Source organism: Methylobacterium sp. SD274 (assembly GCF_017355285.1).
Lineage (GTDB): Bacteria > Pseudomonadota > Alphaproteobacteria > Rhizobiales > Beijerinckiaceae > Methylobacterium.
Genome location: NZ_JADIJP010000052.1, coordinates 1 through 13,020 on the forward strand (window position 1 = coordinate 1; position 13,020 = coordinate 13,020).

Annotated in this window: 13 protein-coding genes; 11 read left to right on the forward strand and 2 right to left on the reverse strand. The window is 67.9% G+C overall.

Going from position 1 to position 13,020, the window contains the following annotated elements; genetic code table 11:
- From IPV08_RS24835 to IPV08_RS23620, 8 genes are all read left to right on the forward strand, one after another.
- Positions 1-322 (forward strand): DUF2497 domain-containing protein (locus IPV08_RS24835; RefSeq protein ID WP_246748200.1); only part of this gene is annotated, 322 nt, incomplete at its 5' end.
- A gap of 97 nt (positions 323-419) precedes the next feature.
- Positions 420-3,155 (forward strand): valine--tRNA ligase, encoded by a 2,736-nt coding sequence (locus IPV08_RS23590; protein WP_207414218.1) that lies wholly within the window; start codon positions 420-422, stop codon positions 3,153-3,155.
- Entirely contained in the window at positions 3,152-3,874 is a 723-nt protein-coding gene (locus tag IPV08_RS23595; RefSeq protein ID WP_207414220.1) for a DUF2459 domain-containing protein, read from the forward strand. Before IPV08_RS23590 ends, IPV08_RS23595 begins: the two co-directional genes overlap by 4 nt.
- 93 nt (positions 3,875-3,967) lie before the next feature.
- Entirely contained in the window at positions 3,968-5,503 is a 1,536-nt protein-coding gene (locus IPV08_RS23600; protein WP_056434075.1) for a Do family serine endopeptidase, read from the forward strand.
- Positions 5,504-5,744: 241 nt separating this feature from the next.
- A complete protein-coding gene (locus IPV08_RS23605) occupies positions 5,745-6,218 on the forward strand; it encodes a hypothetical protein (RefSeq protein WP_056434077.1) in 474 nt (157 codons plus the stop codon).
- Between the two features lie 42 nt (positions 6,219-6,260).
- On the forward strand, positions 6,261-6,806 hold the full coding sequence (locus IPV08_RS23610) for a hypothetical protein (RefSeq protein ID WP_207414222.1): 546 nt from the start codon (positions 6,261-6,263) through the stop codon (positions 6,804-6,806).
- Between the two features lie 10 nt (positions 6,807-6,816).
- Positions 6,817-7,674, forward strand: coding sequence for a 3-deoxy-8-phosphooctulonate synthase (gene kdsA, locus IPV08_RS23615; RefSeq protein ID WP_207414225.1), 858 nt, complete (start codon positions 6,817-6,819; stop codon positions 7,672-7,674).
- A gap of 104 nt (positions 7,675-7,778) precedes the next feature.
- Entirely contained in the window at positions 7,779-8,132 is a 354-nt protein-coding gene (locus IPV08_RS23620; protein WP_056434083.1) for a hypothetical protein, read from the forward strand.
- Positions 8,133-8,277: 145 nt separating this feature from the next.
- Here the strand turns inward: IPV08_RS23620 and queF are convergent, their stop codons facing one another.
- The gene (gene queF / locus IPV08_RS23625) at positions 8,278-8,745 is read right to left on the reverse strand and encodes a preQ(1) synthase (protein ID WP_207414228.1); all 468 of its coding nucleotides are present in this window, start codon (positions 8,743-8,745) and stop codon (positions 8,278-8,280) included.
- 348 nt (positions 8,746-9,093) lie between these two features.
- On the opposite strand from queF, the gene eno reads away from it, so the two are divergent.
- From eno to IPV08_RS23640, 3 genes are all read left to right on the forward strand, one after another.
- The gene (gene eno / locus IPV08_RS23630) at positions 9,094-10,383 is read left to right on the forward strand and encodes a phosphopyruvate hydratase (RefSeq protein WP_207414230.1); all 1,290 of its coding nucleotides are present in this window, start codon (positions 9,094-9,096) and stop codon (positions 10,381-10,383) included.
- A 164-nt stretch (positions 10,384-10,547) separates the two neighbouring features.
- On the forward strand, positions 10,548-10,964 hold the full coding sequence (locus IPV08_RS23635) for a DUF393 domain-containing protein (protein WP_056434091.1): 417 nt from the start codon (positions 10,548-10,550) through the stop codon (positions 10,962-10,964).
- 110 nt (positions 10,965-11,074) lie between these two features.
- Complete coding sequence (locus IPV08_RS23640) at positions 11,075-11,731, forward strand: DUF1345 domain-containing protein (protein ID WP_207414232.1); 657 nt, start codon at positions 11,075-11,077, stop codon at positions 11,729-11,731.
- A 13-nt stretch (positions 11,732-11,744) separates the two neighbouring features.
- Here IPV08_RS23640 and IPV08_RS23645 read toward each other — a convergent pair whose 3' ends face one another.
- Complete coding sequence (locus IPV08_RS23645) at positions 11,745-12,656, reverse strand: WecB/TagA/CpsF family glycosyltransferase (protein WP_207414234.1); 912 nt, start codon at positions 12,654-12,656, stop codon at positions 11,745-11,747.
- Positions 12,657-13,020 lie beyond the last annotated feature (364 nt).

Genomic DNA, 13,020 nt, shown 5'->3' on the forward strand with positions numbered 1-13,020 from the left:
CTTCGACGACGACGAGCCCGAACCGGAGCCCCTGCCGCCGCCACCGGTGGCACGTCAGCCCGAGCCGCCCCGCCCTGAGCCGGTGGAGGCCCCGCGCGAGAGCCTGAAGCAGCGTCTCGTTTCCGACCTGACCGATGCCAGCGTCGGCCATGCGTTCCAGCTTCTTGCCGGTACGAGGGTGAGCCAGAATGCCCGGACCATCGAGGACATGGTGCAGGACATGCTGCGGCCGATGCTGCAATCCTGGCTCGACGACAACCTGCCGGGCATGGTCGAACGCCTCGTCCGCGCCGAGATCGAGCGCGTGGCGCGGGGCCGCTGACCGCCCTCCGATGTTGACGCGGAGGACGTGACGGGGTGAAAGCGGGCCAACATGCGGTCTCACGGCCGCCCCGCACGAACTGGCCCGACGCAAGCCCATGATGGACAAGACCTTCGATCCCGCCGCCGTCGAGGCGCGCATCGCGTCCGCCTGGGAGGCGGGTGACGCATTCAAGGCCGGACGGCCGGAGCGCGCGGGCGCCAAGCCCTTCACCATGGTGATCCCGCCGCCGAACGTCACCGGCAGCCTGCATATGGGCCACGCGCTCAACAATACGCTGCAGGACATCCTCTGCCGCTTCGAGCGCATGCGTGGACGCGACGTGCTGTGGCAGCCGGGCACGGACCATGCCGGCATCGCGACCCAGATGGTGGTGGAGCGCCGACTCGCCGAGGCGAAGCAGCCCGGCCGGCGGGAGCTCGGCCGCGAGGCCTTCGTCGAGAAGGTCTGGGCCTGGAAGGCCGAGTCCGGCGGGGCCATCGTCAACCAGTTGAAGCGGCTGGGCGCCTCCTGCGACTGGTCGCGCGAGCGCTTCACCATGGGCCTGTCCGGCCAGCCCGACGACCAGATGGTCCGTGCCGTCACTAAGACCTTCGTCGATCTCCACGCCCAGGGGCTGATCTACCGCGACAAGCGCCTCGTGAACTGGGATCCGAAGTTCCAGACCGCGATCTCGGATCTCGAAGTCCTGCAGGTCGAGGTGAAGGGCCATCTCTGGCACTTCGATTATCCCATCGTCGATGAGGCAGGCGCCGAGACCGGCGAGGTCATCACCGTGGCCACCACCCGCCCCGAGACCATGCTCGGCGACACGGCGGTCGCGGTCCATCCCGACGACGAGCGCTACACCCATCTCGTCGGCAAGCATGTGCGCCTGCCGCTGGTCGGCCGTCTGATCCCCATCGTCGCCGATACCTATTCGGACCCGGAGAAGGGCACCGGCGCCGTCAAGATTACCCCGGCGCACGACTTCAACGATTTCGAGGTGGGCAAGCGAGCCGGCTGCACGCCGATTAACATCCTGGATCCGGAAGCGCGCATAACCCTCGACGGAAACGCGGCTTTCCTGAAGGACTCGAACCCTGAGCCCGAGGCTCTGGCTCTGCACGGCCTCGACCGGTTCGAGGCGCGGAAGCGCGTCGTCGCCCTGATGGAGGCGCGCGAGCGCCTGCGGCTCACCGAGCCCAACACCCATGCGGTCCCGCATGGCGACCGTTCGAACGTGGTCATCGAGCCCTACCTCACCGACCAGTGGTACGTGAACGTGAAGCCTCTGGCCGAGCGTGCGCTACAGGCCGTGCGCGATGGGAAAACCCGTTTCGTTCCGGAGAATTACGAGCGGACCTTCTTCCAGTGGCTTGAGAATATCGAGCCCTGGTGCATCTCGCGCCAGCTCTGGTGGGGCCACCAGATCCCGGTCTGGTACGATGACGAGGGCGGCATCTTCGTGGCCTCCAGCGAGACGGAAGCCCTGGAGCAGGCGACGGCCAAGCACGGCCGCGCCGTGGCCCTGCGTCGCGACGAGGATGTCCTCGACACGTGGTTCTCCTCAGCCCTGTGGCCGTTCTCGACGCTCGGCTGGCCCGACGCGACGCCGGAGCTCGACCGCTACTATCCGACCAGCACCTTGGTCACCGGCAAGGACATCATCTTCTTCTGGGTCGCCCGGATGATGATGCTCGGCCTCCACGTCACCGACAGGGTGCCGTTCGATACGGTCTATCTCCACACCCTGGTGCGCGACGCCTCGGGCGCCAAGATGTCGAAGTCGAAGGGCAATGTCGTCGATCCGCTCGGCCTCATCGACCAGTACGGCGCCGATGCCCTCCGCTTCACTCTGGCCGCCATGGCCGCTCAGGGCAGGGACATCAAGCTCGCGGTGAACCGTGTCGAAGGCTACCGCAACTTCGCGACCAAGCTCTGGAACGCCTCGCGCTTCGCCGAGATGAACGGCTGCGTGCTCCGCGCCGATTACCGCCCGGAAGCCGCCACCGAGACCCTGAACCGCTGGGCGCTGGGCGAGGCCGCGCGCGCCGTGGCCGAGGTGTCGACGGCGCTCGACGCCTACCGCTTCAACGACGCGGCGGCGGCCGCCTACCGCTTCGTCTGGAATATTTTTTGTGATTGGTATCTCGAACTCGCCAAGCCGGTGCTTCAGGGCGAGAGCGTCGATGCCGGCCTCAAGGCCGAGACGCAGGCCACGGTGGCGTTCCTGATCGACCAGATCGCCAAGCTGCTGCACCCGTTCATGCCGTTCCTCACAGAGGAACTCTGGGCGATCAAGGGCGAGGGCATCGCCGAGCGTGGGCTCCTGGCGCTGGCGCCGTGGCCCGACCTGTCGGGGCTGGCGGATGCTCGGGCCGAAGCCGAGATCGGCTGGGTGGTGGACCTCGTCTCCGAGATCCGCTCCGCCCGTTCGGAGACCAACGTGCCGGCCGGTGCCCAGATTCCCCTGGTCATCGTCGGCGCCGACGAGGCCCTGCTGGCGCGGGCAGCGCAGTGGCAGGACACGCTCCTGCGCCTCGCCCGCCTGTCGGAGATTTCCTTCGCCGAGACCGCGCCGAAGAACGCGGTCCAGCTGCTGGTGCGCGGCTCGGTGGCGGCGCTGCCCCTGGAGGGCATCGTCGACCTCAAGGCCGAGGTCGCCCGCCTGAACAAGGAGGCGGTGAAGGCGGCCTCCGAGATCGGAAAGATCGAGGCCAAGCTCGGCAATGCCGACTTCCTCGCCCGCGCGCCCGACGAGGTGGTGGACGAGCAGCGCGAGCGCCGCGACGCGGAAGCCGCACGTCTGGAGAAGATCCGGGAAGCCCTGGCGCGGTTGTCCGACGCGTGATCCTGCGCAGGCTGGGCCAGGGCCTCGCCGGCCTGTTGGCCCTCCTCGTCCTCGCCGCGATCGTCACGGCGAGGTCCGGCGACCCGGCGCTCTATCCCGCTCCGGACGACGACTCACAAAACATCGAACTCGTCAGCCACGGCTGGCATTCGGGGCTGGTGATCCCACGCGAGGCCCTCACCGGGGAGGGCGCCGGCACGGCTTTGCGGAGCATCGCCACGCGCTTTCGGGCCTATCCGGGGATCGAGTTCGGCTGGGGCGAGGCCCGCTTCTACCGGGCGACGCCGACACTGGCTCAGTTCGACCTGCGCCTCGCCCTCGAAGCCCTGTTCACCCCCGGTGGACGCGAGGGCGTCGTCCAGGTGGTGGGTCTCGAAGACGATACCCGCACGAGCTTCCCGCATTCGGATATCGTCCCCATCCGGGTCTCGAAGGCCGGCCTCGCCCGTCTGCTCGCCCGCCTCGACGCCAGCTTCCGCCTCGCCGACAACGTCCCCATCGAGGGCGGTCCCGGCCTCTACGGGCCGAGCCTGTTCTACGAAGGGCAGGGCCGCTTCAGCGCCACCAACGTCTGCAACCACTGGGCCGCCCGCCTCCTCCACGCCGCCGGCCTGCCGATCACGCCCGTCCTCGACACGCACCCGGCGGGATTGCTGCTGGATCTGAGATGGCGGGCGGGGGTGAGGGCGCTCCCGGCTCCCAACCTGTCCAAACCGTAATCTCGGCGACACGGCCGGGTCAGGCTGAGGTCTCTACATGGAGGGTCATGGCCCCGCTCAGCGGGGACACGACCTTTCCGGAGAGACCTGTCCATGACGTCGTCCACCTCTCGCCTGCGCCGCAACGCCCTCGCCTCCGTCGCCGCCATCGCCATCGCTGCGACGGGAGCCGCGGGCATCAGCCTGACTCAGCCCTCCACCCCGGCCTATGCCCAGGCCCTGTCCAAGAACCCCATCGACGTGCCGGACCATCCGCCCGGCTCCTTCGCCAGCGTGGTCGACAAGGTGAAGCCCGGCGTGGTCGCCGTGAAGGTGAAGCTCGACGACAGCGCCGGCATGGACGACGACGACGGCCCCGGGCAGGGCCAGGGCCAGCAGGTTCCGCCGCAGCTGCGCGAGTTCTTCAAGCGCTTCGGCCAGGGCGGCCCGGGGCAGGGCCAGGGCTTCGGCGGCCCGTCGCCCAAGCGCCAGGGCCAGCGTGGCGCCATGGGTTCGGGCTTCATCATCTCGGCCGATGGCTACGTCGTCACCAACAATCACGTGGTCGACAAGGCCAAGACCGTGCAGGTCACGCTCGACGACAACCGCACCCTCGACGCCAAGGTCATCGGCAAGGACCCCAAGACCGATCTGGCGCTGCTCAAAATCACCGAAGGCGGCACCTTCCCCTACGTCTCGCTGGGCAAGACCGCGCCCCGCGTCGGCGATTGGGTGGTGGCCATCGGCAACCCGTTCGGCCTCGGCGGTACGGTCACCGCCGGCATCGTCTCGGCCCGTGGCCGCGATATCGGCGCCGGCCCCTATGACGACTTCCTGCAGATCGATGCGCCGATCAACAAGGGCAATTCCGGCGGCCCGACCTTCAATGTCGGCGGCGAAGTGGTGGGCGTGAACACCGCCATCGCCTCCCCCTCGGGCGGCAGCGTGGGCCTGGCCTTCGCTATCCCGGCGGAGACCGTGCAGGCGGTGGTCGACCAGCTCCGGGCGGACGGTAAGGTGGCCCGCGGCTATCTCGGCGTGCAGGTCCAGCCGGTGACGAAGGACATCGCCGACGGCCTCGGCCTCGACAAGGCCAAGGGCGCCCTCGTCGACCATGCCGAACCCGGCACCCCGGCGGCCAAGGCCGGCCTCAAATCCGGCGACGTGATCGAATCGGTCAATGGCGCGCCGGTAAACGATGCCCGCGAATTGTCCCGCCGCATCGCCGGCCTGAAGCCCGGCGCCAAGGTGGAGCTCGCCTATCTGCGCGGCGGCAAGTCCGACACCGCCACGGTGGAGCTCGGCGCCCTGCCGAACGACCCGAAGGCAGGCAACGACAACCGCAGCAGCTCGTCGAGCGACGGCCAGCCGCGCCTCGGCCTCAGCCTCGCCCCGGCCTCGCAGGTCGGTGCCGGTGATGAGGGTGTCGCGGTGATGGATGTCGATCCCGATGGTCCGGCCGCCGCCAAGGGCATCGAGCAGGGAGACATTATCCTCGATGTGGCCGGCTCCAGCGTCTCGAAGCCCTCGGAGATCGCCGAGCGCATCAAGGCGGCCGAGGCTAGTGGCCGCAAGGCGGTGCTGATGCGGGTCAAGAGCACCAAGGGCGTGACCCGCTTCGTCGCCGTGGCCCTCAACAAGGCCGGCTGAACACCCAGCCGGGGGTGCGATGAGCCCCCGGCCTCTTCGCAGACGAGGTCTCGACCAGAGCCCGCCCGTTCCTTCGGGCCGGCTCTTCGCGTGACTGTCCCCTCAGCCGACAGGACCGAATCTTGCCTCGGTCACGAAGGTGCCTTCGCGCACGCCGATGCCGGATCCTGTCGCAATCCAGAGACATGACGAAGCGAAGCTACGGGTCTGCTGTTGCGAACATGGGAGGGGGGAGAATCCGATGCCTGTTCTGAAGCGGATCCTGGTGGCTGGCCTGCCCCTCGTCGCTCTCTCCTCGACGATCGCTCCGACAGGGCCTGCCCATGCCAAGTCGGTGGCGGCGAAGCCGGTCTGGGCCACGGGCACCTTCGTTTTTGCGGATCTCTGCACGACGCCCGAAAGTGGCGAGCGGGCAGGGCGGCGGATCACGCTCAAGCGTTCTCCCACCGGCAACGTGCTGGTTTACGAAACCCCATTCCAATCGGCGCAGGCCGAGAGCCTCACCCTCGATGACGACACCAAGGGCTTGTCGTTCCTGGTCGGTGGCGAACGAGGCCATGTCGCCTTCCACGGAACCCTGGCAACGGATGCGCTGGTGGGCACGGTGGAAGACGAGACCGGCGCCTATCCGTTGCGACTGCGCCGGGTCCTTCGCTCGCACGCCCACGAGCCCTGTCCCGCCGATGTCACGGGATCGATCGGAACGCGACGCTGAGATCGTTGGGCTCGAGCGGCGGCCTGCTTTAGGATCGGGCCCATGAAAGCCCGATCCTTCTCATTCATCGCCTGCCTCCTGACCGCCATCGCCTTGCCCTCGACACCGGATCCGGCGACAGCGGGCGATTCCTGCGATCGACTCACCGCACGGATGATCCGGGCCACCGGCGCGTCTCTGGCCGGGCGCGAGGCGTCTCTCGCCGTGTTCCGCGCCGAGGATGCCGATCGCATGAGCCTCGATTGCCGGACGCCGACGCGGATGGCGTTCGGGTCACGGGATCAGGCGCCGGCCGGAGCCTTTTTCGTCCTGATCGGCCTGGCGGCGGAAGGGCTGGTGGGTGCGAAGGCCGGCAAGGTCGAAGCCCTGGCCCGCACCCTCCATCGGGAGTCTCGCCTCACGGGGGTGCCGCAGTCGGGACAGGCGGGGAATGCGGCCCTGCGATGCGAGACGAGCGGGCAGGGGCTCGCCGATACCCTCGGCCTGGACGGCGCGGCGCCCGACCTCACGCGCTGCATGCTCACCCGGCATCGTCGGACGATCCTTCGCCGTCGCGCCGGCCTTTTCGACGGGGCCCAGGCGGGCTAGACCGGGCGCCATGTCCGAACCCGCTCGCTCACCCGCCGGTCCCGTCGTGATGGCGGGGTCCACCGCCTTCGCCAACCACCTGCCCTTCGCGCTCATTGCCGGCCCATGCCAGCTCGAGAGCCGCGACCACGCCATCGAAATTGCCGACGCGCTCAAGGGCATGACCGACCGTCTCGGGATCGGCCTCGTCTTCAAGGGCTCGTTCGACAAGGCCAACCGGACCTCCGGCTCCACCGCGCGCGGCCTTGGCCTTGCCGGGGCATTGCCGATCTTCGCCGACATCAAGGAAAGGTTCGGTCTCCCGGTCCTCACCGACGTCCACGAAGCATCGCAATGCGCGCCGGCGGCGGAGATCATCGACGTCCTCCAGATCCCGGCGTTCCTGTGCCGGCAGACCGACCTGCTCCTGGCGGCCGCCGCCACGGGCCGCGTGGTGAACGTGAAGAAGGGCCAGTTCCTCGCCCCCTGGGACATGGCCCACGTTGCCGCCAAGGTCACGAAGGCCGGTAATCCCAACGTGCTGGTCACCGAACGGGGAGCCTCGTTCGGCTACAACACCCTCGTTTCCGACATGCGCAGCCTGCCGATCATGGCCCAGGTGACGCACGGTGCGCCGGTGGTGTTCGACGCGACCCATTCGGTGCAGCAGCCGGGCGGGCAGGGCGCCACCTCCGGTGGGCAGCGCGAGTTCGTGGCGGTGCTGGCCCGTGCCGCCGTGGCGGTGGGGGTCGCCGGCCTGTTCATCGAGACCCATCCCGATCCGGACCATGCCCCGTCGGACGGTCCCAACATGGTCCCTCTCCGGGCGATGCCGGCGTTACTGGAGACCCTGCAGGCTTTCGATCGCTTGGCAAAGTCGAGCGGCTGACCGAGTCACGCCCCTCGGAATCTTTCGACCAGACGTGACAATGGAACCGACCCGCCCACACTTCGTTGTTTTGGCTTAAGCACAGCGACGATTTGAGGAGCTCCATGCGCAAGTTCGCACTGATCACAGCCGTCACCCTTTCCCTCGGCGCCATGGCTGCCGGGACGGCAGCGGAAGCCCGCCCCGGACATGGTCACGGCTACGGTCGCGGCGGCCATGGCGGTTATGCTCACGGCGGCTACGGCCATCGTGGCTACGGAAACCGTGGATACGGCAATCGCGGCTACGCCTACGGTGGCGGGCATCGCCGTGGCATCGGGACCGGCGCTGCCGTCGGCCTTGGCATCGCTGGCTTGGCGGCTGGCGCCATCGCAGCCGGCGCCGCCCGCGATTCCTACTACAACAATGGCTATGGCCGTCCGGCCTATGGGCGACCCGCTTACGGCTACGGCTACTGAACCGAGCTAAGTCACGCGTTCTCGAAGGGCGGCCGGTTTTGACCGGCCGCCTTTTTTCTTGGCCGCTACGATGCCACGCCAGCGTGAGAAGCTGCCTCGATGCTCAAGCTAGAGCCGGAAGATCGTCGAAACGGGCACGGGCTAATCAGCCGCGCCCGCGATAGGGCGCGATCCCCTGGTCCGGGAGCCAGAGCGTTTTCGGCGGCTCGCCGGTCTGCCAGAACACGTCGATGGGGATACCGCCCCGCGCATTCCAATAGCCACCGATGCGGAAATACCGGGGCTTGAGGAGATCGACGAGCGTCATGCCGATCCCGACCGTGCAATCCTCATGGAATGCGCCGTGATTGCGGAAAGAGCCGAGATAGAGCTTCAGAGATTTGGATTCCACGAGCCAAAGATCCGGCACGTAGTCGATCATCAGGATGCCGAAATCGGGCTGGCCGGTCACGGGACAGATCGAGGTGAATTCGGGGGCGGTGAACCGCGCCAGATAATCCGTTCCCGGATGAGGGTTCGGCACCCGGTCCAGGCGCGCCGTCTCGGGGGAGGCGGGCAGGGGGGTCGGCTGGCCGAGCTGAAGAGATTCGTCGGAGGAGAGTGGGTTGGTCATGTCCGCCGCTATAGCGCAGGCTGCGTGCCAGGGAAACCTCCACCCCGGAATGCTTCATGAAATCAACGGCCTAGTCTCCTGGCTGCAGGGTCCGCCCCGATCTCGGCGAGAGAAGCGGGGTGGGGGACACAACCCGCGAAGCGGAACGTCTCGTAACCTAAGCAAAGATTTCTGACCGCCCGGCGAGCTTCATCGGCGAGGGGCGCTTGCCGGATGCGGCACGTTGACGGATAAGCCTGCCCTGTATCAGACCGGTCCCATAGGGCGCGCTCGCCGACGGCGCACGCCCGCGGGACGATGACGACATGGCCGGATACCGGCCGCAACATCTTGAGAGCAGGGGCACGCATGACCGCGATCACCAACATCGCCGCCCGCGAGATCCTCGATAGCCGGGGCAACCCGACCGTCGAAGTGGACGTCCTCCTCGAAGACGGCTCCTTCGGCCGAGCCGCCGTGCCGTCCGGCGCCTCCACCGGTGCCCACGAGGCGGTGGAGCTGCGTGACGGTGACAAGGGTCGCTACAGCGGCAAGGGCGTGCGCAAGGCGGTGGCCGCGGTCCGTGGCGATATCCTCGACGCCATCGGCGGCATGGATGCCGAGGATCAGATCGCCGTCGACGAGGCGATGATCGAGCTCGACGGTACCCCCAACAAGGCGCGGCTGGGTGCCAACGCCATCCTCGGCGTATCCCTGGCGGTCGCCAAGGCAGCGGCCGAGACCGCCGGCCTGCCGCTCTACCGCTATGTCGGCGGAACCCAGGGGCGGGTGCTGCCGGTGCCGATGATGAACATCATCAACGGCGGCGCGCATGCCGACAACCCGATCGACTTCCAGGAATTCATGATCATGCCGGTGGGTGCGTCCTCGCTGGCCGAGGCGGTGCGCATGGGCGCCGAAGTGTTCCATACCCTCAAGAGCGCCCTGAAGAAGGCCGGTCACAACACCAATGTCGGCGATGAGGGCGGTTTTGCCCCCAACCTCCCCTCGGCCGAGGCCGGGCTCGACTTCGTGATGGAATCGATCCAGGCGGCCGGCTTCAAGCCCGGCACCGACATCGTGCTCGCCCTCGACTGCGCCGCCACCGAGTTCTTCAAGGACGGTGCCTACCATTACGAAGGCGAGGGCCAGACCCGCTCGATCGAGGCCCAGGTCGATTACCTCGCCAAGCTCGTGGATTCCTATCCAATCCTCTCCATCGAGGACGGGATGTCGGAAGACGACTGGGCCGGCTGGAAGCTCCTGACCGAGAAGGTCGGCAACCGCTGCCAGCTCGTCGGCGACGATCTCTTCGTCACCAACGTCACCCGCCTGTCGCGCGGCATCGCCGAGAACACCGCCAACTCGATCCTCGTGAAGGTCAACCAGATCGGCACCCTCACCGAGACGCTGGCCGCCGTCGATATGGCGCAGCGCGCCGGCTACACCGCCGTGATGTCCCACCGTTCGGGCGAGACGGAGGATTCCACCATCGCCGATCTCGCCGTCGCCACCAATTGCGGGCAGATCAAGACCGGCTCGCTCGCCCGCTCGGACAGATTGGCCAAGTACAACCAGCTCATCCGCATCGAGGAAGGCCTCGGCGCGCAGGGCCGTTACGCCGGCAAGGCCGCGCTCAAGGCCTTCGCCGCCCGCTGACGCGCGGGGGGCGTCCCGGAACACGGGTGCCCCTCCGTCATCACATCGAAAGACGGCCACACCTCCGCTTCCATCGAGGGTGTGGCCGTTTCGCTCGTATCGGCGTTGCCCCCGGACACGGCCTCCCTCTCCGGAGCCGATGAAGAGGGACGTAACCGCCCACCATGACCCCACCCGCCGCACTGACCGTCTATTACGACGGGGCCTGTCCGCTCTGTTCCGCCGAGATCCGGACCTACCGGCGTAGTCGCGGGGCCGAACGCCTCGCCTTCGTCGACGTCAGCGGCGACGACGCCCCCGCCACGCTCGGCCCCGATCTCAGCCGCGAAGCCGCGCAAGCACGTTTCCACGTCCGGGACGATCAGGGCCGTCTCGCCTCCGGAGCGTCGGGCTTCATCCGGCTCTGGCGCGAGTTGCCCGGCTGGGGCTGGCTCGCAGCCTTCGCGAGTCTGCCCGGCATGCCGATCCTGGCCGAGGCCGCCTATCGCGGGTTCCTGCCCCTGCGCCCTCATCTCGCCAAACTGTTCTCCCGGTTCTCGGGGACCTCCTGCGACACCGCCTGCCGCCCACCCAAGGCGTGATACCAGGCCGTCCGCCGGGCCTCGGTGAGCGCAACTCTCTTCACGGGGATGCGATGACCGCTTGGCGCGATCCGGCGTTATAGCCGGGTGCCGGAGCGCGAGTCCCATCGATGCAGAACCTCATCCAGGCCTTCCTGCTGCGCCCACGGCTTCTCGGGGCGATCGTGTTCGCAGTGGTGCTGTCGGTGGCCCTGCCCTTCGCGTCGTTCTGGACGCGCCTCCTCGTCGGCTGGTGCGTCGGCGTCGTCGTCTACACCGCCCTCGTCATCTGGCGGACCTCGTCCCTGTCGCGGGACGCCCTGCGCCAGGAAGCCTCGCGGCTCGACGACAGCGCACCGGTGATCTCGCTCTTCGCCATCCTGGCAGGGCTCGCGAGTTGCGGCGCCGTGGCGATGCTGGTGATCGGAGGACGGGAGCCAGACGCTCCGCGCCTTGCCCACCTTGCCCTGGCGATCATGACGATGCTCTGCGCCTGGGTCTTCGTGCAGGTGATCTTCACCGTGCATTACGCCCATCTCTATTACGGCGAGGTCGACGAGGGTCGGAACCGTGGCGGAATCGACTTTCCCGGCGGAGAGGAGCCGGATTTCTGGGACTTCCTCTACTTCTCCGTCACCATCGGGGCGACCTCACAGACCTCCGATACCGACATCACCAGCAAGGCGTTCCGCCGGATCGTGACGGCGCAGACGATCTACGCCTACCTGTTCAACACCAGCGTCCTGGCTCTGGCGGTGAACATGGCCGCGGGCTTCGCCCAGCAGTGAATCTCGAAGGGGGTCAGGCCCCCTTCACCCATGTCACGACACGATCGCCGTCATCGGTCGCGGTTCGGACGATCGTCTGGCCGTGATCGACTTGGCCGTCACTCGCCCGGCTGTCTCGTGCCTTGTCTCGACGCGTCCGCCAGCGGTCGCCGCTGCGTGTGAGCATGAGGTAGAGCGAGTGCGGATTGGTGAGGAAGTAGCGCCAGAACAGGCGCCGGGGCTCCTGCAGCAACCGCCAGAGCCATTCGAAACCGATCCGCTGGACCCAGGCCGGTGCCCGGCTGCGGCTTCCGGAGAGAAAGTTGAACAGGCCGCCCGACGTCTTGATGAGGGCGACGTTCCGCAGGAGCGGACCGTGATCGCGCACGAAGGCCTGCTCGCGCGGTACCCCGAGGGCGATCCAGAGAATGTCCGGCGCCAGAGCGTCGATTTCGGCGACCTTGGCGGCCAACGCGTCGCCCACGAGGTAGCCATGGTGGTGACCGACGATGCGCAGCCCTGGATACAGGCGCTGTGTCGTCGCCACCGCCGCGCGGTTCTCGTTCTCGGTGGCGCCATAGAGATAGAAGGTCACGCCTTCCGCCAGGGCCTTGCGGGCGACCTCGTGATAGAGGTCGGTGGTGGCGACCCGTTCGGGCAGGGCCCGGTCCCCGACGAAGCGGGACATGGTCACCATCGGCTGTCCGTCGGCGCTGATGACATCCGCCATGTCCATCAGCCGGGCGAACTCAATGTCGCGTGCGTGCCGTGACATCACCTCGCCATTGGCCGAGGTGAAGTAGAGGGGCGTTCCGGGGCGCGGATGACGGCGCACGGCCTCGGTCATCAGATTCACGGTCTCCCGCATTCCCAGAGCCGCGATCGATACGCCGCCGAGAGAGGTCAGGGGAACCGGTTCGGGTAGAACCGGAGACGGTGTCGTCATCGTCCCCCTCCCACCAGGGCAGCGGCGCCCGAAACGCTGAACGATGCGGTCGAGGCACGCTTGACCGATGGACGTTGTCCCGGATCGGGTTTGTCGAAAGGCTTCTTCGGGGCTTGCTCGGGCTCGGGACGGGAGACGGTTCTAGGCACCTGTACCGGCTCCGACGGACGCTTTGGCTCCACTCGGACGGGGGGCTCGATGGCCGGCCTGGTCTCCGGGTCCCTGGCTTTGCCACGGATGAAAGCCATCGCCGACCGCCGCGGATCTGGCAGATCGGGCGCGCGGAAGGCGGGCGGGCTCACCGGGATGCGTCTATCCTTCGGAATACCCGCCGGAACCGGTGCCTCGGCCGAACGGGGCATCT

Coding starts and splice junctions, on each gene's coding strand:
- IPV08_RS23590 (WP_207414218.1), top strand. CDS start 420: ATGATGGACAAGACCTTCGATCCCGCCGCCGTCGAGGCGCGCATCGCG.
- IPV08_RS23600 (WP_056434075.1), top strand. CDS start 3,968: ATGACGTCGTCCACCTCTCGCCTGCGCCGCAACGCCCTCGCCTCCGTC.
- IPV08_RS23605 (WP_056434077.1), top strand. CDS start 5,745: ATGCCTGTTCTGAAGCGGATCCTGGTGGCTGGCCTGCCCCTCGTCGCT.
- IPV08_RS23610 (WP_207414222.1), top strand. CDS start 6,261: ATGAAAGCCCGATCCTTCTCATTCATCGCCTGCCTCCTGACCGCCATC.
- kdsA (WP_207414225.1), top strand. CDS start 6,817: ATGTCCGAACCCGCTCGCTCACCCGCCGGTCCCGTCGTGATGGCGGGG.
- IPV08_RS23620 (WP_056434083.1), top strand. CDS start 7,779: ATGCGCAAGTTCGCACTGATCACAGCCGTCACCCTTTCCCTCGGCGCC.
- queF (WP_207414228.1), bottom strand. CDS start 8,745: ATGACCAACCCACTCTCCTCCGACGAATCTCTTCAGCTCGGCCAGCCG.
- eno (WP_207414230.1), top strand. CDS start 9,094: ATGACCGCGATCACCAACATCGCCGCCCGCGAGATCCTCGATAGCCGG.
- IPV08_RS23635 (WP_056434091.1), top strand. CDS start 10,548: ATGACCCCACCCGCCGCACTGACCGTCTATTACGACGGGGCCTGTCCG.
- IPV08_RS23640 (WP_207414232.1), top strand. CDS start 11,075: ATGCAGAACCTCATCCAGGCCTTCCTGCTGCGCCCACGGCTTCTCGGG.
- IPV08_RS23645 (WP_207414234.1), bottom strand. CDS start 12,656: ATGACGACACCGTCTCCGGTTCTACCCGAACCGGTTCCCCTGACCTCT.